The organism is Streptomyces sp. NBC_00237 (assembly GCF_026342435.1).
GTDB lineage: Bacteria > Actinomycetota > Actinomycetes > Streptomycetales > Streptomycetaceae > Streptomyces.
Genome location: NZ_JAPEMT010000002.1, coordinates 241255 through 261533, shown reverse-complemented (window position 1 = coordinate 261533; position 20279 = coordinate 241255). Strand labels below are relative to the sequence as shown.

Annotated in this window: 20 protein-coding genes, 1 tRNA gene and 1 pseudogene; 13 read left to right on the top strand and 9 right to left on the bottom strand. The window is 72.5% G+C overall.

The annotated features are described in order from the left end of the window. Window positions 1-113 precede the first annotated feature (113 nt). The 10 genes and pseudogenes from OG897_RS15530 (at window position 114) to OG897_RS15485 (ending at window position 8125) form a co-directional block, all read left to right on the top strand. Window positions 114-884 (top strand): SIMPL domain-containing protein, encoded by a 771-nt coding sequence (locus OG897_RS15530; RefSeq protein WP_266657199.1) that lies wholly within the window; start codon window positions 114-116, stop codon window positions 882-884. Between the two features lie 177 nt (window positions 885-1061). Further along, window positions 1062-2270, top strand: a complete 1209-nt coding sequence (locus OG897_RS15525) for an MBL fold metallo-hydrolase (protein WP_266657197.1) — start codon at window positions 1062-1064, stop codon at window positions 2268-2270. A 292-nt stretch (window positions 2271-2562) separates the two neighbouring features. Continuing rightward, on the top strand, window positions 2563-4428 hold the full coding sequence (locus OG897_RS15520) for a sensor histidine kinase KdpD (RefSeq protein WP_266657195.1): 1866 nt from the start codon (window positions 2563-2565) through the stop codon (window positions 4426-4428). A 5-nt stretch (window positions 4429-4433) separates the two neighbouring features. Then, entirely contained in the window at window positions 4434-4871 is a 438-nt protein-coding gene (locus OG897_RS15515) for a roadblock/LC7 domain-containing protein (RefSeq protein ID WP_266657193.1), read from the top strand. Window positions 4872-4873: 2 nt separating this feature from the next. After that, on the top strand, window positions 4874-5245 hold the full coding sequence (locus tag OG897_RS15510) for a DUF742 domain-containing protein (RefSeq protein ID WP_266657191.1): 372 nt from the start codon (window positions 4874-4876) through the stop codon (window positions 5243-5245). Continuing rightward, window positions 5223-5891, top strand: a complete 669-nt coding sequence (locus OG897_RS15505) for an ATP/GTP-binding protein (RefSeq protein WP_266657189.1) — start codon at window positions 5223-5225, stop codon at window positions 5889-5891. Before OG897_RS15510 ends, OG897_RS15505 begins: the two co-directional genes overlap by 23 nt. A gap of 13 nt (window positions 5892-5904) precedes the next feature. After that, the gene (locus OG897_RS15500; protein WP_266657187.1) at window positions 5905-6474 is read left to right on the top strand and encodes a GAF domain-containing protein; all 570 of its coding nucleotides are present in this window, start codon (window positions 5905-5907) and stop codon (window positions 6472-6474) included. 4 nt (window positions 6475-6478) lie between these two features. Then, window positions 6479-6664: pseudogene (locus tag OG897_RS15495) on the top strand (gfo/Idh/MocA family oxidoreductase); the annotation flags it as partial. An 89-nt stretch (window positions 6665-6753) separates the two neighbouring features. Beyond that, complete coding sequence (locus OG897_RS15490; RefSeq protein ID WP_266657185.1) at window positions 6754-7680, top strand: alpha/beta fold hydrolase; 927 nt, start codon at window positions 6754-6756, stop codon at window positions 7678-7680. 85 nt (window positions 7681-7765) lie between these two features. After that, complete coding sequence (locus tag OG897_RS15485) at window positions 7766-8125, top strand: MmcQ/YjbR family DNA-binding protein (protein WP_266657184.1); 360 nt, start codon at window positions 7766-7768, stop codon at window positions 8123-8125. A gap of 3 nt (window positions 8126-8128) precedes the next feature. Here the strand turns inward: OG897_RS15485 and OG897_RS15480 are convergent, their stop codons facing one another. Together OG897_RS15480 and OG897_RS15475 are read right to left on the bottom strand one after the other, a co-directional pair. Next, the gene (locus OG897_RS15480; protein ID WP_266657183.1) at window positions 8129-9025 is read right to left on the bottom strand and encodes a transketolase family protein; all 897 of its coding nucleotides are present in this window, start codon (window positions 9023-9025) and stop codon (window positions 8129-8131) included. A gap of 45 nt (window positions 9026-9070) precedes the next feature. After that, window positions 9071-9718 carry a transketolase gene (locus OG897_RS15475; RefSeq protein WP_266660195.1) on the bottom strand — a complete coding sequence of 216 codons (648 nt, stop codon included), beginning with the start codon at window positions 9716-9718 and terminating at the stop codon, window positions 9071-9073. Window positions 9719-9991: 273 nt separating this feature from the next. On the opposite strand from OG897_RS15475, the gene OG897_RS15470 reads away from it, so the two are divergent. Then, window positions 9992-10068: transfer RNA gene (locus OG897_RS15470), tRNA-Pro, on the top strand. A 107-nt stretch (window positions 10069-10175) separates the two neighbouring features. On the opposite strand, the gene OG897_RS15465 is transcribed toward OG897_RS15470, so the two are convergent. From OG897_RS15465 to OG897_RS15440, 6 genes are all read right to left on the bottom strand, one after another. Beyond that, entirely contained in the window at window positions 10176-11270 is a 1095-nt protein-coding gene (locus tag OG897_RS15465; protein WP_266657182.1) for a helix-turn-helix domain-containing protein, read from the bottom strand. Between the two features lie 97 nt (window positions 11271-11367). Further along, the gene (locus OG897_RS15460; RefSeq protein ID WP_266657181.1) at window positions 11368-12651 is read right to left on the bottom strand and encodes an anhydro-N-acetylmuramic acid kinase; all 1284 of its coding nucleotides are present in this window, start codon (window positions 12649-12651) and stop codon (window positions 11368-11370) included. Then, on the bottom strand, window positions 12648-13961 hold the full coding sequence (locus OG897_RS15455; protein WP_266657180.1) for an MFS transporter: 1314 nt from the start codon (window positions 13959-13961) through the stop codon (window positions 12648-12650). Before OG897_RS15455 ends, OG897_RS15460 begins: the two co-directional genes overlap by 4 nt. A gap of 50 nt (window positions 13962-14011) precedes the next feature. After that, window positions 14012-14923, bottom strand: coding sequence for a carbohydrate kinase (locus tag OG897_RS15450; RefSeq protein ID WP_266657179.1), 912 nt, complete (start codon window positions 14921-14923; stop codon window positions 14012-14014). Window positions 14924-15130: 207 nt separating this feature from the next. Continuing rightward, window positions 15131-16189, bottom strand: a complete 1059-nt coding sequence (locus tag OG897_RS15445; RefSeq protein ID WP_266657178.1) for an MBL fold metallo-hydrolase — start codon at window positions 16187-16189, stop codon at window positions 15131-15133. A 303-nt stretch (window positions 16190-16492) separates the two neighbouring features. Next, entirely contained in the window at window positions 16493-16855 is a 363-nt protein-coding gene (locus OG897_RS15440; protein ID WP_266657177.1) for a hypothetical protein, read from the bottom strand. Between the two features lie 265 nt (window positions 16856-17120). Between OG897_RS15440 and OG897_RS15435 the strand changes: the two genes are divergently transcribed. Together OG897_RS15435 and OG897_RS15430 are read left to right on the top strand one after the other, a co-directional pair. Further along, on the top strand, window positions 17121-18890 hold the full coding sequence (locus OG897_RS15435; RefSeq protein WP_266657176.1) for a sensor histidine kinase: 1770 nt from the start codon (window positions 17121-17123) through the stop codon (window positions 18888-18890). 34 nt (window positions 18891-18924) lie between these two features. Continuing rightward, window positions 18925-19563, top strand: coding sequence for a response regulator transcription factor (locus OG897_RS15430; RefSeq protein ID WP_266660194.1), 639 nt, complete (start codon window positions 18925-18927; stop codon window positions 19561-19563). A gap of 247 nt (window positions 19564-19810) precedes the next feature. Here the strand turns inward: OG897_RS15430 and OG897_RS15425 are convergent, their stop codons facing one another. Then, window positions 19811-20236, bottom strand: coding sequence for a pyridoxamine 5'-phosphate oxidase family protein (locus tag OG897_RS15425; RefSeq protein WP_266657175.1), 426 nt, complete (start codon window positions 20234-20236; stop codon window positions 19811-19813). Window positions 20237-20279: the final 43 nt, after the last annotated feature.

Here is a 20279-nt window from a genome sequence, read left to right as displayed (position 1 = left end):
AACTCCGGCACCTCGCCAGAGTGGCGCGGACCGGCCGGGCGCGCGGAGTGCTGGGATGTCCCCCACCCTGTTCCGCCGGGAGCCTCGCAGCCCCGGCCTCCGGAAGGACCCCCATGCCCGTGTTCCCGCCCTCTCCGCGCCGGACCTCATCGCGCGTCCTCGTCGCCACCGCCCTCGCCGGCGGCCTGCTCGTCGCGGGCGCGGTGCCCGCGTCCGCGCTCTCGTCCGCCCCGGTCACGGCCGGTGTCGCCCGCCCCGCACCCGCCACCGTGACCGTCACCGGCTCGGGGGAGGCCACCGCGACCCCCGATACGGCCTTCGTCAACCTGGGTGTCGAAGCCACGGCGCCGACCACCAAGGAAGCGCTCGCCGCCCAGTCGACCGCCGCACAGGCACTGCTTGCCGCGGTCCGGGCACAGGGCGTGGCCGACCGCGACGTGCGCACCGAGAGCCTCTCCCTGAACCCCGTCTACCAGTACGACAACGGCAACCAGCGGCTGACCGGCTACCAGGCCGGGCAGAGCTTCTCGGTACGGGTGCGCGACCTCTCCCGCACCGGTGCCGTCATCCAGGCGGCCATGGACGCCTCCGGCAACGCGGGCCGGGTCGGCGGGGTGACCTTCGACGTCGCCGACGCCGCGCCGCTGCGCGCCGCCGCCCGCCGCGCCGCCCACCTCGACGCCCGGGAGAAGGCCGCCCAGCACGCCAGGCTCAGCGGCCGGTCGCTCGGCAGGCTGGTCTCGCTCACCGAGTCCGACTCCGGCCGCCCGCGTCCGGTGGAGGTGCCCGCGGGCGCACTCGCCGACGCACCGGCGTCCGTGCCTGTGGCCCCCGGCCAGGTGAAGGACGCGGTCATCGTGACCGCGGTCTACGAACTGAACTGATCCCTGCGGCGTCGACGCCCATTCCACGGGGGAGAACGGCCGGGCACGCGACAGCGGCCATGACCGTTCTCCCTGCGGAAGAAGCCCCCTGCCGTGCGGCCGGCCGTCACGGGCCCGTTCCCCCGCCGTCGCACAGGGGTGCACATAATGGAATGAAGCCGACCCCTTGGAGGTGCCGTGACCAGTGCGGATTCCCCGCAGAAGCCGTTGCGCGAAAAGCTGCGAGGGCTGAGGACCGCGGCGTTCGGCGCCGACCCCGCCGGGGAGCGCATGGAACGCATCCGCCGGTCGCCGAACTTCGCCGACGGCGTCTTCCAGAACCCCGAGGGCACCCGGGCCGCCCGGCCCTCGCCCAAGTCCACCTCCGGCCTGATGAAGACGTACTTCCGCAAGGAGGAGCGCGTCCTGCGCGCCCCCGCGGGCACCGTCCCCGTGCACGCCACGACGCTCGCGGACATCCACGAGCCGCCCCCCTCCGGGCTGCGCCTGACCTGGATGGGCCACTCGACCGTCCTCGCCGAGATCGACGGCCGCCGGGTCCTCTTCGACCCGGTGTGGAGTGACCGCTGCTCCCCGTTCGACTTCGCGGGACCCAAGCGGCTGCACCCCGTGCCGGTGCCGCTCGCCTCCCTCGGCGAGGTCGACGTCGTCGTCATCTCGCACGACCACTACGACCACCTCGACATGCCCACGATCCGCGCCCTGAAGGCCACCGGCGCGCTCTTCGCGGTCCCGCTCGGCGTCGGCGCGCACCTGGAGCACTGGGGCGTTCCCCCGGACCGCATCCGCGACCTGGACTGGAACGAGTCGACCGAGGTCGCCGGAATCAGCCTGACCGCCACCCCGGCCCGGCACTTCTGCGGCCGAGGACTGCGCAACAGGCAGCACACCCTGTGGGCGTCCTGGGCGGTCGCCGGGCCCGAGCACCGGATCTACCACAGCGGGGACACCGGCTACTTCGAGGGCTTCCAGGACATCGGCGCGGCACACGGCCCGTTCGACGCCACGATGATCCAGATCGGTGCCTACAGCCCGCACTGGCCCGACATCCACATGACCCCCGAAGAGGGCATGCGGGCCCACCTCGACCTCCAGGGCGGCATCCCGCGCGGCGTGATGCTGCCGATCCACTGGGGCACCTTCAACCTCGCCCCCCACCCGTGGGACGAACCGGGCGAGGGCACCGTCACGGCGGCCGCCGCCGTCGGCGCGGCGATCGCCCTGCCGTGCCCCGGCGAGCCCTTCGAACCCACGTCGGACTCCGTGCCGTCAACACCCTGGTGGCGCGGCGTCGCGGCGCGCGGGCCCGGCACCGAGGCCCCCAGCACCTCGGCACAGCTGACGTCCCCCGTGGTCGTACAGAAGGAGACAGCGGCGTCCGCATAGCTGCATGCGGCATCGCACACCGGTCGTCCCCGCATTCCGGGGGCGGCCGGTTTTCGTCTGTGCGTGCGAAGCCTCATACCAGAGCGGGACGCCGGGCGGGCAAGTTTGGCAACTGCCCCTCACCCATGGAGTGTTCCCGACTACTGTGAGTGCCCGGTGATCAACGGGGGCCCGCATCACCCGAGTTGAGCCCAGCCCTGCTCCGGCCCCGGAAACCGGACCGGACGCAGGCCCTGACACCAGGAGGGCCAGTCACGCCGCATTCGTGGGGCCCCACGTACCAAGGACGCTGATGTCTCAACTTCGCGCACCAGCCGCGCGAGCAGACCGCCGCGAGGGCGGGCGGCACGGCCGGCCGGGAACCCGTCCCCCCGCTGCCTCCGCTCCCGAGGCGCAACTGCGTCCCCAGCTGCTCCGCGCCGCCGTGCTTCCTGCGGTCGTCGTCGCCCTCAGCGGGGCCGGAGCGGTGCTCCACACGGTCCGCACCGCCGGGATCCGTCCGACGCAGAGCTTATGGATCGGGCTCGCGGCAGCCGCCGTGCTCGCCGCCGTCGCCGTGCTCGTCGCCGTGGTGGCGGCGCTGCGGGCGGCCCGTTCGGTCACTCTGCGCTGCACCGAACTGCGCCGCACCAGCGTCCGCCGTCAGGACGAACTCCGTGCCGTCGTCGACGGGCTGCGCCGGGGCGAGGATCCGGACATACGGCGTACGGTGCCGCCCGGCGCACCCCGGGGCGGCGACGAGTTCGACCAGCTCTCGCAGGAGATGGGACGCGCCCACGACGTGGCGGTGACCGCCGTCGTGCAGGCGTCCCAGTTCTCCAGCAGCGCCGGTACGGACCAGAAGGTGGAGGTCTTCGTCAACCTCGCCCGACGCCTCCAGTCCCTCGTGCACCGCGAGATCCAGCTCCTCGACGAACTGGAGAACGAGGTCGAGGACCCGGACCTGCTCAAGGGCCTCTTCCACGTCGACCACCTGGCCACCCGCATCCGCCGCCACGCCGAGAACCTCGCCGTGCTCGGCGGGGCCATCTCACGCCGTCAGTGGAGCAACCCGGTCTCCATGAGCGAGGTCATGCGCTCCTCCATCGCCGAGGTCGAGCAGTACTCGCGGGTCAAGCTGGTGCCGCCGATCGACGGCACCCTGCGCGGCCACGCGGTCGCCGACATCATCCACCTCCTCGCCGAACTCGTGGAGAACGCCACGGTGTTCAGCGCCCCGCACACCACGGTGCTGCTGCGCGCCCAGTTCGTCACCGCGGGCCTCGCCATCGAGGTCGAGGACCGGGGCCTGGGCATGCCGGTCACCGAGCAGAACAAGATGAACGCCCTGCTCGCCGACCCCGACCAGGTCAACGTGCAGCACCTCCTCCAGGACGGCCGGATCGGCCTCTTCGTGGTGTCCGCCCTGGCCCGCAGGCACGGCATCGCCGTCCGCCTCCAGAACAACATCTACGGCGGGGTCCAGGCCGTACTCGTGCTCCCGGAGGGTCTGTTGGGCGAGGAACACGACGCGTCGGGCGCGGGTGCGTCCCGTCGGCCGGCCGGAGCGCACACCGCCGCCGTGCCCGCGCAGGGCGATCCGCCCCCGATATCCGGGGCACCCCTCGCGCAGATGCCCGCCGGGCGGCAGGGCGCCCCGCCCCTGCCCTCGCGCGTACGCGCCCCCGACCCCGGGCACGTACCGCAGCAGGAAACCGCCGTCCCGCAGCCCGCACCGCCCGCCCGCTTGTCCGAGACCGCCGACAACACCCCGCTGCCCGTGCGCGGCGAGCGCGGCGAGCGGCCCAATCCGGCCGCCGCGGTGCCGGGCGTCACCCACGGGCTCACCGCCCCGCCCGAGTTCGTCGTGCCCGCGGAACCCGTGCACAGCACGGCGCGGACCGCGCCCGACGGTGCGGTGCGCGGCCGGGTCAGCAGGCCCCGGCTGCCGAGGCGACGGAGCCAGGAGAACCTCGTACCGCAGTTGAAGGACGGACCCGCCCCGCGCAAGGACGACGAGCAGCCCGTGCTGCACGACCCCGGTCTGATGGCCGCCTTCCAGCGCGGCATCGACCTGGCCGAGGCGGCGGACCCCCGGACGGAGGAGCAGCCCTCCGGCACCGGCCGGTCCGGTTCCGTACAGCCCGATGACACGCACTTCCCCACCCCCAAGGAGTGACCCCCATGGTGAGCGATGCGCCGACCGGCCAAGTGACCGACCTGGACTGGCTGTTGAGCGGACTCGTACAAAGGGTTCCGTACACCCGCAGCGCGGTACTGCTCTCCTCCGACGGACTCGTCAAGTCCGTGCACGGCCTGGACACCGACAGTGCCGACCACATGGCCGCCCTCGCCTCCGGGCTCTACTCGCTGGGCCGCAGCGCCGGAATGCGGTTCGGCGACGGCGGCGAGGTCCGGCAGGTGGTGGTCGAGCTGGACTCGACGCTGCTGTTCGTCTCGACCGCCGGATCGGGCACCTTCCTCGCCGTGCTGGCCGGGCGCGAGGCCGACGCCGCCGTCCTCGGGTACGAGATGGCGATGCTGGTCAAGAGCGTACGGCCGTACCTGGTGACGCCCGCGCGGCAACGGGCGGGCAGTGCGCCGAACGCCCCGGGGCGCTGAACGTGGCGGCCCCGCAGGACGGGCCCTGGCTCGACGACGCGGCAGGCCGGCTCGTCCGCCCGTTCACGGTCAGCAACGGCCGTACCCGCCCCAGCGTCGAACTCGACCTGCTGACCATGGTGATGGCCACCGGAGCCGCCCTGCCCATGCACCTCGGTCCCGAGCACGTGCAGGCGATCGGCCTGTGCGACGACCCCATGTCGGTGGCCGAGATCGCGGCACACCTGCACCTCCCCGCAGTCGTCACCAAGGTCGTGCTGAGCGACCTGGTGGACTGCGGGGCGGTCCTCACCCACGCCCCGATCCTCCAACACCCCACGACCGACCGCGACTTGCTGGAGGCAGTGCTCGATGGTCTACGACGACAACTCTGACTACGGCTCCGGTTACGGGCCCGGGGACGACTACGGCCGCGAGGGCGGGCGCCCGGACCCCGACGAGGTCTTCCCCACCGCGCTGAAGATCCTCGTCGCGGGCGGCTTCGGCGTCGGCAAGACGACCTTCGTCGGCGCGGTCAGTGAGATCGATCCGCTCAGCACGGAGGAGCTGCTCACCCAGGCGAGCGCCGACACCGACAGCCTGGAGGGCGTCGAGAACAAGTCCATGACCACCGTCGCCATGGACTTCGGCCGCATGACCCTCGACAAGGACCACGTCCTGTACCTCTTCGGCACGCCCGGGCAGGAACGGTTCTGGTTCATGTGGGACGAGCTCTCCAAGGGAGCGCTCGGCGCGGTCGTCCTCGCCGACACCCGTCGCCTGGAGGACTGCTTCGCCGCCGTCGACTTCTTCGAGCAGCGCGGCATCGGCTTCGTCGTCGCCGTCAACGAGTTCGACGGGGCCTTCCGGTACGAGCCCGAAGAGGTGCGCGGCGCCCTCGACCTCAACCCGGAGATCCCCATCGTGATCTGCGACGCCCGGCTCGCCAGCTCCGGCATCGCCACCCTCGTCACCCTCGTCAAGCACCTCCTGTCCCACGCGCCCGCCGCCCCCACCACAGCCCACGGAGCCCACCCATGACGGGAGCCCACCTATGAAACACGACAGGATCGGCCATCTGCTCCTCACGCCCGCCGACCAGGAGGGACCGGAACGGGCGCGCAGGCTGCGGGAGTTGGGGTTCGGCGGGCGGCCCGACCCGATGCTGGACGCGTTCGCGGTACGGCTCGCGGAGGCGACCCGCGCACCGTACTCGATGGTCAACTTCATCGACGAGAACCGGCAGTTCTTCGCCGGGCTGCACACCCCCACCGGCACCCACTCCGGCAGCGACCTCGGGGCGGCGGCAGCCGCCGGACGGATCGGTAGGGCCATGGCCCGCGACCACGGTTACTGCCCGCACGTGGTGGCCCGCCGGAAGGCCCTCGTCCTGGAGGACGTCTGCGACTACCCGCGCTTCGCGGGCAACCCCGTCGTCGACGAGATCGGCATCCGCTCCTACCTCGGGGCGCCCCTCATCGACCGGGACGGCATCGCGCTCGGAGCGATCTGCGTGGTGGACACCAAGCCTCGGCAGTGGGGGCGGGAGGGCCTGGAGACCATCAAGGCGATGGCGGCCGAACTGATGGCGCAGATCGAGCGACGCGAGGACGGCGGGATCTAAGGGGGACGAGTTCCTCCGTTTCGTACGGGACGGAGGCGTGACGGACACCTCGCCGGTCGCGGCGCGGACGGCGGTGGCAGCGGGCGTACGGGCCACGGACTCGCTCCGCGACGGGGGCACGCCGCGCCGGGTGCCGGAACTCGACCCGGAGCTGGTGGCGTACTTCGAGCGGGGGCAGGTCAGGGGCTGAGCGAGGCCGGGGTCTGGCATGAGTGTGCGGGTCCGGGGGAGGGTCAGCACCGTACCCCCGCAGCGAGAGCCCAGAGAGGCAGGCCGACCATGACCGACCCCGTCACCCCCGGCACGGCGACCGCGCACGACGGCGTCCAGATCGCCACGTACACCTGGCTGCCCGACAGCGGTCGCCCGCGCGCCCTGGTCCAGATCGCGCACGGCGCGGCCGAACACGCCCAGCGCTACGACCGGTTCGCCCGCCACCTCGTCGCCCACGGGTACGGGGTCCTCGCCTGCGACCACCGGGGTCACGGTGCGACCGCCACCGGCACCGGTGGGCTCGGCGTGGCGGGCGACGACGGCTGGCGGAACATGGTCGCCGACCTGCGCACGGTCGGCGACCAGGCCCGTGCCCTGCACCCGGGCGTGCCGGTGGTGCTGCTCGGGCACAGCCTCGGCGCGATGCTGGCCCGCGACTACGCACAGGAGTACCCGGACGGGCTGGCCGGGGTGATCCTGTCGGGGGTCTTCCGCTCCCTGCCCGGCACCGACCTCGAAGCGGCGGCCACGGACCTGGAGCGGCGGGCCGAGGCGGCGGGCCGGGACTCGATCGCCTCCTTCACCGCGGACCGGTTCGCGAACTTCAACGACGCCTTCACCCACCGCACCGGCTTCGAATGGCTGTCGCGCGACGAGGCCGAGGTCGACGCGTACGCGGCCGACGAACGCTGCGGATTCCCCTTCAGCACGGGCCTCTCGCTCGACTGGGTGCGCGGCATCCGCAAGCTCAACGACCCCCGCAACCTGGCCCGCGTCCCGGCCGACCTGCCCTTCCACCTGGCCGTCGGCACCGAGGACCCCTGCAACCAGGGCATGACCCTGGTGCACGAACTCCTGGAGGACCTGCGGTACGCGGGCGTCGAGGACCTCACCTGGAAGGGGTACGAGGGGGCCCGCCACGAGATCCTCAACGAGACCAACAGGGACGAGGTCCACGACGACCTGACGGCCTGGCTCGACAAGCACGTATAGACGCGGGCGGACAGGCACGGGTGCGCAGGGGCAGGTCGGCGCGGTGGCCGGGCCGATTGTCAGTGGCTGCCCGTACCGTTTTCCCATGACCGATGCCGAGGACGTACGCAGGGTCGCGCTCGCCCTGCCGGACACTGCCGAGAAGCTCGCCTGGGGCAGCCCCACCTTCCGGGTGGGCGGGAAGCTCTTCGCGGCGCTGAGCGAGGACGACACGTCGGTGGCCTTCAAGTGCCCGAAGGAGGAACGCGCCGAACTGATCCAGGCGGAACCGGAGAAGTTCTTCGTCAAGCCCGGACACGACGACAACTACGACTGGCTGCGGGCGAACCTGTCCGCCCTGGAGGACGAGGAGGAACTCCGCACCGTCCTCCTCGACTCCTGGCGGCAGGCCGCCCCGCGCAAACTGCTCGCTCTGCACCCGGAACTGGCCGACCCCGAACGCTGAGCGTCACCGCTGGCGGAGGAACGCACCGATCCGCTCCCGCAGCGAGGCCGCGTCGAGCCCGTGCGCCGCGAGGTGTTCGGTCATGTCCCCGTACCGGCGCAGTTCGCGCTGCCCGACGCCCAGACCGAGCACCCGGTGCGGGAGGTCGGCGAGCGCGTCGTTCGCGGCGGCGGTCGAGGTCCCGGCGAGGTACGGCTCGACGAGGACGACATCGGCGTGCCCGGCGGCCCGCAGTGCCGCGCCGTCGAAGGGCCGCACGGTGGCCGCGTACAGGACGGTCACGTCCAGCCCCGCCACCGCGTCCAGTACGTCGTCGAGCATCGGCCCGACGGCGACCACGGTCCCGCCGCGCCCCTCCCGCACGGTGACGAACCCCCCGTCGCCCCGCACCTCTCGCGCCCGCGCGTTGCTCTGCAACGACAGCCGTACGTAGACCCGCTCGTCCCCGTCGGCCACGGCGTGCCGCAGCAGCTCCTCCGCCTCGTCGGGATGCCCCGGCACGTGCACCGTCCACCCTTCCAGCGTGTCGAGCAGCGCCACGTCGCCCGGCGCCATGTGCGTGAACCCGCCCGCCGGCCAGTCGTAGGAGGCGCCCGCGCTGACGAGTACGCCGCCCACTCCCTGGTGCCCGAAGTCCAGCTTCACCTGCTCGAAGGGCCGCTCCACGAGGAAGCTGGCGAAGGTGTGCACCACCGGCCGCATCCCGGTGAGCGCCATTCCGGCCCCCGCCCCCACGAGCAACTGCTCCCGGATGCCGACGTTCACCACCCGGTCCGGATGCGCGCGCCGGGTGGCCGAGAAGCCGTCCGCACTGATGTCGGCGAGGACGACCGCGACCCTGGGGTCCTCGTCCAGCAGGCGTGAGGTGGTGGCGATGAAGCGGTCCCGCATCGTATCCATGGTCAACTCCTGTGCTCGGCAAGTCTGTTAAGGGGGGCGAGAGGATCAGTTCTTGGGTTCCACGCGGGCCACGACCACGTGCGGGCGGCCCGGGTGCGGGGCGGTGTACGCGGCGTACAGCGCCTCGTGGTCGCGGCCGTCGACCGTGGCGGCGGACCAGCCTGCGGCCTCAAAACGGGAGGCGATCCCGCCGGGCCAGCCGTGTGTGGCGGACGTGTTGTCGATGACGAGCGCGTGCAGCCTGTCGAGTCCGGCCGGTCCGGCGAAGGCGAGCGCCTCGTGGTTGCTGCCCTCGTCCAGTTCCGCGTCTCCGAGCAGCACCCATACGGCGGGGTCGGTGAGCCCCTGCGCCCGCAGCCCCAGCGCCGTACCGACCGCCAACGGCAGACCGTGCCCGAGGGAACCGCTGCCGATCTCGGCTCCCGGGACCAGTACGCGGTCCGGGTGGTGCCCGAGCGGCGAGTCGTACGATCCGAAGCCCGGCAGCAGTTCCTCGCCGAAGAACCCCTTGGCGGCGAGCACCGCGTAGTACGCCATCGGGCCGTGCCCCTTCGACAGCAGGAACCGGTCCCGCTCCCTGTCCTCGGCGGTCTCCGGGGTCACGCGCAACACCCGGTCGTAGAGCACCCAGAGCGCGTCCAGGGTCGACGTCGCGGCGGGACCGTGCTTCTCGTCCCCCGTCATCAGGCCCATCAAGCGCCCCAGGTCCGGGTATCCGTACGCGGTCTGCTTCCCCTGTGTCTGTGTCGTCTCGCGCGTCTGTGTCATCTCGTGCGTCTGTGTCGTCATACACACGACTCTCAGACATCAAGTGGACTTGAGGTCAAGCCCCTCAGGTCGGCGGGGCGGGCCGACCCCGCTGATCGACGCGCATGACCTGGGCAAAGGCGTTCGCAACCACGTCCTGATGTGCGGTATTGTTCTCGTACGAGCTCGGCCGGGGAAAACCCCAGGTCAGGCGAGTATCGGGACGTGGCGCAGCTTGGTAGCGCACTTGACTGGGGGTCAAGGGGTCGCAGGTTCAAATCCTGTCGTCCCGACCAGCGTTTTCGCGGGTCGGAAGTCGTGTCGGAGAAATCCGGCACGACTTTTCTTTTTCCCGGGCCGCTTCGTGCCGGTGGGTGTGGTCCCGGCGCGGGGTGCGGATCTGCTACTCGGTGCGGCCCGAAGCGGTCGTCGCGCTGGAGGAGCTGGTGGCCTCACCGCGCGCTCTGGTGCTGGCGGAGACGGGCTGAGGGCGGCCGGTCTCCGGCAGGGCGAACCGGCGCAACTCCGCGGCCGTGCAGCCGAATTCCTCGCGCAGGGCGCGGGAGAGGTGGGCGCCGTCCAGCAGGCCCCAGTCGGCGGCGATGGAGGTGGCCGTGCGGTGGGACAGGGCCGGGTCGGACAGGTCGCGGTGGATGCGGACGAGGCGTTCGTGGCGGAGCCAGGCGGTGAACGTGCGGTCGCGGCTCTGGAAGAGCTGGTGGAGCCGCCGTACGGAGATCCTGTGGTGGGCGGCGACCGACTCCGCGCACAGGTCCGGGTCGCGCAGGCGGGCGAGCGTGTGCAGGACGATCCGGTCCACGAAGGCGGCGGCGGGGGTTTCGACGCGTTCGCCGGGGATGTCGGTGAGGGTGCTGATGAGCAGGCCGGTCACCGCGTCGAGTACGTAGGCGGAGCGGTTGCCGGAGAGGGTGTCGACCTGGTCGCCGAGGGCCGTGAGGAGGGCCGCGCAGAGGGCGGCCGTGCCGGTGTCGGAGGGGATCGGGATTCCGCTGCGGCGGGCCAGGGTGCGGGCGTACGGGCCGAGCAGGCCGCGGGGGAGGCCGATGACGACGACGTCGCACGGGTCGGGCAGGTGGAGGGCGTACGGGTGGGTGGTGTCCAGGGCGAGCAGGTCTCCGGGGTGGGCTCGGTGTTGTCCGTCGCCCTGTTCGGCGTGGGCGGTGCCGGAGAGGTGGAGGGTGACCTTGAAGAGGTCGGGGTCGGAGGAGGAGATCAGGCCCGGTGTGCGCAGTACGGAGTGCGGGGTGCTGCGGAGGCGGCCCGCGTGGAGGGCGGCGTCCCCCGCGGAGGCGACGGTGGCGTGGAAGGGCGGGCGGGGCGGGGCGGTCACCCGTAGCGGGACGAGGAAGCCGGAAACGGTGTGCTGGAGTTCCTCGGCGTGGGCGAGCGGCGGGGCGAGCGGTGGAGTGAGCAGTGGGGTGGGCGTTGTCGGATTGGCTTCTGTGGGGGTGGCCTCCGAAGGGACGGTGTCGTTCATACGGGCCCCCTTCCGTGGTGTGCCGTCGGCGTTGCGCGGTACGGCGAGTGGTCGTGCGCGCTGTGGCGAGTGCCCCCGCTCCCTTGCTTCTAGCGTGTCAACCAGCGGAAGAGAAGGGGGACTTCCGCGCGGAGGGGGCAGGGGCCGGGCACACGGGGGATGCGGGAGCCTGGCCCCGGCTCCCGCCAGGTGCACCTGCCGGTGGTGTGTTCGGCGCCCGGCCCAGGACGAGCCGCCTCACGGGGGCGCTCGCGGGGTGAGGGAGGAGGGGGCGGGTCCCCGGTGTGACGGTGCCGAGGACGCGGGGGCCTCTCGCCCCGGTGCAGGAGGGCACGTTGCCCGGGAGGCCGTGCAGGGTGAGGAAGCCCAGGAGGGCGAAGGCGCACGCCTCTTTGGCGTCCGAGGGGAGGCCCAGGACGTCGGAGGTGCGGAGCGGGGCGCCGGGGCCTAGTTCGTCGCGGAGGGCCGTCATCAGGGTCGGATTGCGGGTGCCGCCGCCCGAAGCGATCACCTCCGTCGCGCCCAGTGGGCGTACCGCGTCGGCGACGGTCCTGGCAGTGAGGCGGGTGAGGGTGGCCAGGACGTCGGCGGCGGGGAGGGCGGTGAAGTCGGCGAGGGCTGTGCGGAGGTAGGGGAGGTGGAAGAGTTCCTTGCCGGTGGTCTTGGGGGTGGGGAGGCGGTAGTACGGCTCGGCCAGCAGTTGCCGCAGCAACGGGTCGTGTACCTGGCCGGAAGCGGCGAACGCGCCCTCCGCGTCGTAGGCGAGACGGCCGCCGGTCAGGTCCTGGACGGCCGCGTCGAGCAGGGCGTTGGCGGGGCCCGTGTCGAAGGCGAGGGGGGAACTCCCGGTGAAAGCCGTGATGTTGGCGATTCCGCCGAGGTTCAGGGCGACCGGTGTGCCGGGGCGGCCTTGCAGCCAGAGTACGTCCAGGAGGCTCACCAGAGGGGCGCCCTGGCCGCCCGCCGCCAGGTCCCGGGGCCGGAAGTCGGACACGACGGTGAGGCCGGTCGCCTCCGCGATCCAGGCGCTCTGGCCCAGCTGGAGGGTGCCGTACGCCTCTCCTTCCGACACCCAGTGGTAGACGGTCTGGCCGTGCGAAGCGATCAACTCCGCCTGCCCTGCGCAGAGTTCGTCGTTGGCTCGGACGGCGAGGGAGGCGAATGCCTGGCCGATCAAGGTGTCCAGGCGGCACACCTCGGCCAGGGTGGTACGGGACGGGGGGAGCGCCCCGGCGAGGGCGGAGCGCAGGCCGGGGGCGTACGGGGTGCTGATCATGCCGAGGGGTGTGAGCGTCAACACGCCGTCTGCGAGCGTGAGTTCGGTGGCCGCCGCGTCGATCGCGTCGTAGGAAGTGCCCGACATCAGGCCGATGACCTTCATCGCAGTGGCTCCCGGTGGTCGTTTCCGCGCAGCGTCAGCAGGGCGAGCATGCTCAGGGCGCAGGCCCCGGCCGCGTAGTAGGCGGGGATGTCGGCGTCGCCGGTGCGTTTGATCAGTTCGGTGATGATGAGTCCCGCGCACCCGGAGAACACGGCGTTGGACAGGGCGTACGCGAGGCCGAGGCCGGTGCAGCGCACCGACGTCGGGAACATCTCGGCCAGCATCGCGGGGCCCGGGCCCGCCATCAGGCCGACGACGACGCCTGCGGCGAACACCGCCGCTCCCTTGCCGGTGGTGGAAGTGCCGTCGCTCTGGAGGAGGTTGATGAGGGGGAGGGAGAGTGCCGTCACCAGTCCGGCACCCGTCAGCATCACCGTGCGGCGGCCGATGCGGTCGCTCAGCAGGCCCGCAGGGACGATCGAGACGGCGAATCCGAGGTTGGCCAGCACGGTCGCCACGAGTGCCTCCCGGAAGGAGGCGTTGAGCGTGGACTGGAGATAGGAGGGCAGCACGACCAGGAAGGTGTAGCCCGCCGCCGCCCAGCCCATGATGCGGCCCGCGCCCAGGAAGATGGCGCGTGCGACGTCGGCCCTGCGTGGCGGCGGTGGTGAAGTGTGCTGTGCGGCAGCGAAGTTGGGGGTTTCCTCCAGGCGCAGGCGTAGCCACAGGGCGACCAGGCCGAGGGGGAGTGTCAGCAGGAACGGCACCCGCCAGCCCCAGTCGTTCAGGGCCCCCGGAGTGAGGAGGGTGGCCAGGAGCGCGGCCACGCCCGCGCCGCCGAGCAGGCCGAGCGCCACGGTGAAGGACTGCCAGGAGCCGTAGAGTCCGCGGCGGCCCGGCGGGGCGAACTCCGTGAGGAGGGACACCGCACCTCCGAACTCCCCACCGGCGGAAAGTCCTTGGAGGATGCGCAGGAGGGTGAGGAGCCAGGGGGCCGCCGCGCCGATCGTCGCGTACGTCGGCAGCAGGCCGATCAGCGTCGTCGCCGTCGTCATCAGCACGATGACCACGATCAGCGTCGGCCGTCGGCCGATCCGGTCGCCGAGGCGTCCGAACAGGGCGGCCCCCACCGGTCGGAAGAAGAAGGCCAGAGCGAAGGACGCGTACGTCTTGACCAGCGCTTCCGCGTCGCCGCCGCCCTCGGGCGTGAAGAAGTTCGCCGCGATGACCGTCGCGAAGTACCCGTAGACCCCGAACTCGTACCACTCGACGAAGTTCCCGACCGAGCCCGCGACCAGCGCCCGGCGGGAGCGGGCCGGGGGTGCGGTCGAGGGATCGGGCGGGGCGGGGGGTTCCGTGGGTGGGGTCATCCTCCCTGTCTTCCCGGGGCGGGCGCCGGGAAAGCAGGGCGGACGGCGAATCACCTGTCCGGAAGCTCGGCCGCGTACGGTGGTTCCGCGCCCGCCCGGGAGCAGGTCAGCGCCGCCGCTCGGGCCGCGAGGCCCAGGAGGTCCCGCCACTCGTCGCCGTCCAGCGCCGCCACCGCCTCCCCCGACAGCAGTCCGCGTACGGCGAGACCGTGGAGCAGCGCCGCGTTCACGGTGTCCCCGGCGCCGATCGTGTCCACCACGTCGACCCGGACCCCCGGTGCCGCGAACTCACCGCGCGCCGTGAAGGCGGTCAGGCCCTGTGCGCCCCGCGTGACCACCACAGCCGCAGGTCCCGCCGCGAGCCAGCCCGCCACGTCGTGCCCGAGCCAGTCCGCGTCTTCCTCACTCAGCTTGAGGAGCGTGACGTGCGGGAGCCAGGTGCGAAAGCGCGCCCGGTAGGCGTCCGGGTCGGGGATCAGCCCGGCCCTGATGTTCGGATCCAGCGCGACGAAAACGCCGCGTGCAGCTTCCCGCCGCATCAGTTCCTCGTACGCGCTCGCCCCCGGCTCCAGGACGAGGGAGCAGGTACCGAAGGACAACGCGTCGACGGCGAAGGGGAGTTGGCGGGGAGTCTCGAAGAGGCGGTCCGCGCACTCCGCCACGTGGAAGGCGTACGAGGCGGAGCCGTCGGCGTCGAGCGAGGCGACGGCCAGCGAGGTCGGCTCCGGGCCGCGCTGGAGCAGGGCGGTGGAGACGTTCTCCTCGTGCAGCCGCGCCACGAGTGACGTGCCGAAGGCGTCGGTGGAGATCCGTGAGCAGAACGCGACGTCCGCACCGAGGCGGCCGAGTGCGACGGCCGTGTTGTAGGGGCCGCCGCCACGGGCGGGCAGCAGCGGGGCCAGGGCGTCGCCCCGGGTTCCGGGCACCAGGTCGATCAGGGCCTCACCTGCGACGACGATCACGGGACGTTCCTTCCGGGCGCGTGCGCCGTGCGGCGCGGGTGGCGGGGTGTGGGCGCCCTGCGGCGGCGGGTGGGGACGCCTCGGGGCACCGAGCGAGGACGCCTCTCGGCACCGAGGGGGGACGCCTCTCGGCACCGAGTGCGGGCTGCCGGAGCATACCCGCAGCTCAGCGCCGCCCGTGCGGGGGCCGCTGCCACGTGCCCGTACTCACCCCGCGAGCGCGAAGTGACGTACCCCGTCCACCGTGGCCCAGCACAGCACCCCCGTCTCCGCGAGCACCTCCAGATGCGCGTCGATCTCCAGGATCGCCAGCATCCGGTGCTGGCCGGGAAGGTCGTCCAGACGGCGCAGGCGGCGGGTCCACGGAAGGGCGCGGGCCACGTCGTGCGCACTCCGTGCGCCCTTGCGGACCTCGCGGATCACCGCGTCGAGACGTTCCTCGTGGTGCGCGAGGAGTTCGTCGACACGGGTGTGCGTGCTCGTGGTCACCGGGCCGTGGGCGGGGAGGAGCAGCGCGTCCGGCAACTCCCGTACGAGACACAGGGATTGCTGGTACGAGCGGAGCGGCGAGCGCTCCGGACTGTGTTCGAAGCCGATCGACGGGGTGATGTGCGGCAGTACGTGGTCGCCCGCGAAGAGGAGCCCGGCCGCCGGATCGCCGAAGACGACGTGCCCCCGGGTGTGCCCCGGAGTCGCCAGTACCTTCAACTTCCTCTCGGTGAGCGGTACTTCCTCCAGGTCGTCCAGCCAGGCGTCCGGCGGGCCGAACGGCATCGCCCACTCCTCCTCGGTCACCGGCATCGCGGCCACGGCGTCCGCGAGTTCGCGCGCGCCGCAGGAGCGGAGCTGGGCCACCTGTTCGGGGTGGGCGCCCCGGCTCAGGTCGAGGCCCTCGATGGAGTGCCGCTCGCCCCGGCCGATCCGTACGCGGACGCCGAGGGATTCGCGCAGGACCAGTGCCTGTGTGTAGTGGTCCCAGTGGGCGTGCGTCACCAGGATCTGGGCGAGGTCGCCGAGTCCGTGCCCCAGGGGGCGCAGGGCCTCGGCGAGGGCCTTCTCGGTCTCCGGGCCCGCCCAGCCGGAGTCGATGAGGACGGGGCCCTCCCGGTCCTCGACGAGGTAGACGTTGACCGCGTTCAGACCTTCCAGCGGAAGGGGGAGCGGAATCCGGTACACACCCGGGTGCACGAGGTGGGCACCGGGTTCCGTCCAGTCGTCGGGCTGGTCGGGGAGGGTGGCGGGCAGGTCGGGGAGGGGTTGTGCCATGGCGCGCTCCGCTTCCAGTTCCGTGCCAGGTGCTCGGCAGGTTTCCGTGGCCCGTACGTATCCGTGGCCCGTACACACCCATGGCCAGGGCAAATCCATGGCGAGTGCAGGCAATTCGAGCGTAGCCGTGATGCGGCGAAGCGGGCGCTGTCGCCGACGCGTTGAGCGTCACAGTGCGCAGGGGTGGACTGTGCGGCCCGCCCCCGATCTCGAACAAGACGGCGGGCCTGTTGTCCACCGCCCGGTTGTCCCGTGCGGTGCGCTGCTGATGTGTTGTGTCACCGCACCCGCGTACGGACTCGGTCAGGCCCTTTCGTCGCTCCGGCCGGACACCCACGCGAGCGCGTCCCACACCCCCTGGACGTACTCCCTGGGAATGTCGCGGCGTACCGGGTCGGCCAGCTGGTTCTCGGCGGCGGCGAGTTCTGCGGTGATCTGGTCGCCGTCGGGGGCGGCCGAACTCGGGTCGCCGGTGACAGGGGTGGTCTGGGCGCTGCCCAGCGCCCAGACGTAGCCCGCGAGCGCGCCTCGGCCGATCTGGGTCTGCCGGTGCGGGGCGGCGGCCTCCGCCTCCAGGGCGTGGAGGGCCGCCTCGACCTCGGTGCGGGGGCGGACGCCGACGGCGTCGGGCGGGGGAGTTCCTTGGTCTGCGTCGTGGAGGGTCATGCTTTGCGTGTGTCCGGACGGGGCGGGGTGATGTGCGGTGGGCCGGAGTGGACGAGACCCTTGCCGCAGCCGGGTTCGCGAAGGCCGGGATCGACGCCGTTACTGACGGGGGCTGCGCCCCTCGCCCCCTGCACGGCTTCGCCGCGCGTCCTCAAGCGCGGACGGGCTGGAATGGGTCCGCCCGTGCGTCCTCACACGCCGGACGGGCTGGATGTGGTGCGACGCGCAGGACCTCCGCGCCCCCCGATGGCCTACCGTGTGGCCCGTGGAAAGGCACCAGGACAGACTCCCCGGCCCACCGGGGCCCCCGCGCATACGCATGGCCGTCGCGGCACTCGTCGCGGCCGTCGCGGCGGCCGCGGGCGCCTGGGCGTACCACCGTGCGGGCGGCAGCACGGGCGACATCGTCCGCGACCTCGCGGTCGGCCTCGCGTACGCGGGTGGCGGCCTCACCGCCTGGTGGCACCGGCCCGCCAACCGGACCGGGCCGCTCATGGTCGCCGAGGGCGTCAGCTGGTTCGTGGGCAACCTCCAGGGCACCGGGGTGCCCGCCCTCTTCGCGTTCGGCGCCTGGTGGGAGGCGCTCAACATGGCCGTCCTCGTCCACCTCGTCGTCTCCTTCCCCGACGGCCGCACCGGCTCCGCGTTCGCCCGCCGCCTCGTCGTCTTCTCGTACGGACTCGTCGCCGTCGGCGGACTGCTGCGCGCCCTCACCTACGACCCGGCGGTCGTCGCCCTGGAGGCCACGTACCTCTCCTGCAACGACTGCGGGCCGAATCTGCTGAACGTTCCGGCACTGAACGGCCTCTTCACGCCGGTCGACACCGTCTACCGGGCCCTCGGCTGGCTGCTGTCGATCGTGCTCGTCGTCGTCATCGTGCGCCGCTGGCAGCACGCGTCGGTGGCGCGCCGACGGGCGCTGCTGCCCGCCTGGATCGCCATCGCGATCGCCTCCGCGTTCCTGCTCTGGGACCTGCTGCTCCTGTTCCTGCCGACGCCGCCCACCGGCACCTTCCAGGAAGTCGTCTTCCTGCTGTCCGACATCACCCAGGTCGCCGTCCCCGTCGCCTTCCTCGTCGGTCTGCTGCGGATGCGCCTCCAGCGCGCCGAGGTCGGCGACCTCGTCATCGGCCTGGGCAGCGACCCCGACCAGGACGAACTGCGCGCCGCACTCGGCCGGGTCCTGGGAGACCCGGCCCTGCGGCTCGGGCTCTGGACGGAGGAGAAGGGCGCATACGTCGACGGGGCGGGCCAGACCGTACGCGGCGAAGGGCCGGGGCGTACCCGCGTCGACTCCTCGCGGGGCACCCCGCTCGCCCTGCTCCAGCACGACCCGGCGCTCGCCGAGGACCCGGCGCTCCTCGAATCCGTGGGGGCCGCGCTGCGGCTGGCCCTGGAGAACGTATGGCTGCGTACGCAGGCCAAGGAGGTCACCTCCCGGATCGTGCGCGCCGCCGACGCCGAACGCGGACGGCTGGAACGCGACCTGCACGACGGCGCGCAGGCCCGCCTCGTCTTCGCGATGATGGCGCTGCGCCGCGTCGACCGGGGCCTCGTCGACCATCCGGACCCGTCCCTGCGCGCCTCGCTCGGCGAGGTCGAGAGGAGCCTCACCCTCGCCCTCGAAGAGCTGCGCGGCATCGCCCACGGCATCCACCCCGCCGTCCTCACCCGCGAAGGGCTCGGGCCCGCGCTCACCGCGCTCGCCCAGCAGGCCGCCGTTCCCGTCGTGGTCGCCGCCGAACCGCGCCGTTACGATCCGGTCGTCGAGTCCACCGCGTACTTCACGGTGTGCGAGACCCTCGCCAACGCGGCCAAGCACGCCCACGCCCGCGCGGTCAGCGTCTCCGCCCGGCACACCGGCGACCGCCTCGTCGTGGAGACCGTCGACGACGGCGTCGGCGGCGCGGACACCGCCCTGGGGAGCGGGCTGAGGGGGCTGGCCGACCGGCTCGCCGCCGTGGACGGGATACTGCACGTCGACAGTCCCGCAGGTGGCGGGACCAGGATCAGGGCGGAGCTGCCGTGCGCATGACAGTTGGCGGGACCGGGGCGGAGCGGGCGTGAAGGTGATAGTGGCGGAGGACTCGGCGCTCCTGAGGCAGGGGATCGTACGGCTCCTCACCGACGCGGGATTCGACGTCGCCGCCGCACTCGGCGACGCCCGGGCGCTGCCCGCCCTCGTCGACCTGCACCGCCCGGACGCCGTGCTCCTCGACATCCGGATGCCGCCCACGCACACCGACGAGGGCCTGCGCGCCGCCGCCGCGATCCGCGAACGGCATCCCGGGACCGGCATTCTGCTGCTGTCGCAGTACGTGGAGACCACCGACACCGTGCGGGAGCTGGCGCGTGACCCGCGCGGCTTCGGCTATCTGCTCAAGGAGCGCGTCGCCGACATCGACGACCTCGGCAGCGCGCTGAAGAGGGTCGCGGCGGGCGAGAGCGTCCTCGATCCGCAGGTGGTGGCCCGGCTGCTGGCCGCGCCGCGTGCGCCGGGCCCGCTCGACGAGCTGACCGGCCGCGAGCGCGAGGTGCTGGGGCTGATGGCGGAGGGCCGAAGCAACGACGCCATCGCCCGTCATCTGGTCATCGGCGCGAAGACGGTCGAGACGCACGTCCGCAACATCTTCGCCAAGCTGGCGCTGGAGGCGGACCTGCACGACCACCGCAGAGTCCGGGCCGTGCTGACGTATCTGCGCGCCTGAACCGGGACACAGGGCCCGGCTCAGGCGCGGCAGGAAGAGGTACCAGCAATCCGTTCCGGGACGACGTCTCCCCCGAGATCCCCCGTCGTTCCCCCGTCGTCGTCCGCGGAACGGTGCCGGTGAAAGCAACCATAGGCAGCCCGCCGGGGCCTGACATCAGGGTCTGCCCTGAGATCCGGAACCTTCGCGTCCTGCTGGATCAGCAGCTTCCTGGATCAGCGTCATCGCGGCCTACGGGATCAACGGGTCAGACCGAGCCCATGTCCGCGCTCAGCCACCGCTGCGGCCGGATGCGGAACACGACCTGCTCGCCGTGCTCCTTCCACGACCACTCCACGTACCCCGCGACCTTGTCGGCGGGCAGGTAGCGGGCCGACATCTCGGTGAGCTGCTCCTTGGTGGCGGGCTCCTCCGCGACCACGGGCCCCTCCACCGACACGTAACGGACCGTCGGCTCCGTCACGTCGGCCATCAGCGAGACGCGCCCGGCGGCCCGGATCAGGTCCGCCTTGCGGGAGGCGGCCGAGGTCAGGACCCACAGGTCGCCGCCCGGCTCGTACTGGTACCAGATCGGCACGGTCAGCGGGGCCCGCCCGTCGGCGTCGGCGACGGAGAGGGCGCCGATGTGCGGCTCGGCGAGGAATCGGGTGCGTTCTTCCGGTGCGAGTGCCACGAGAGCTCCTTCGGTACGGGACAACGAACACGTCAACCATCCA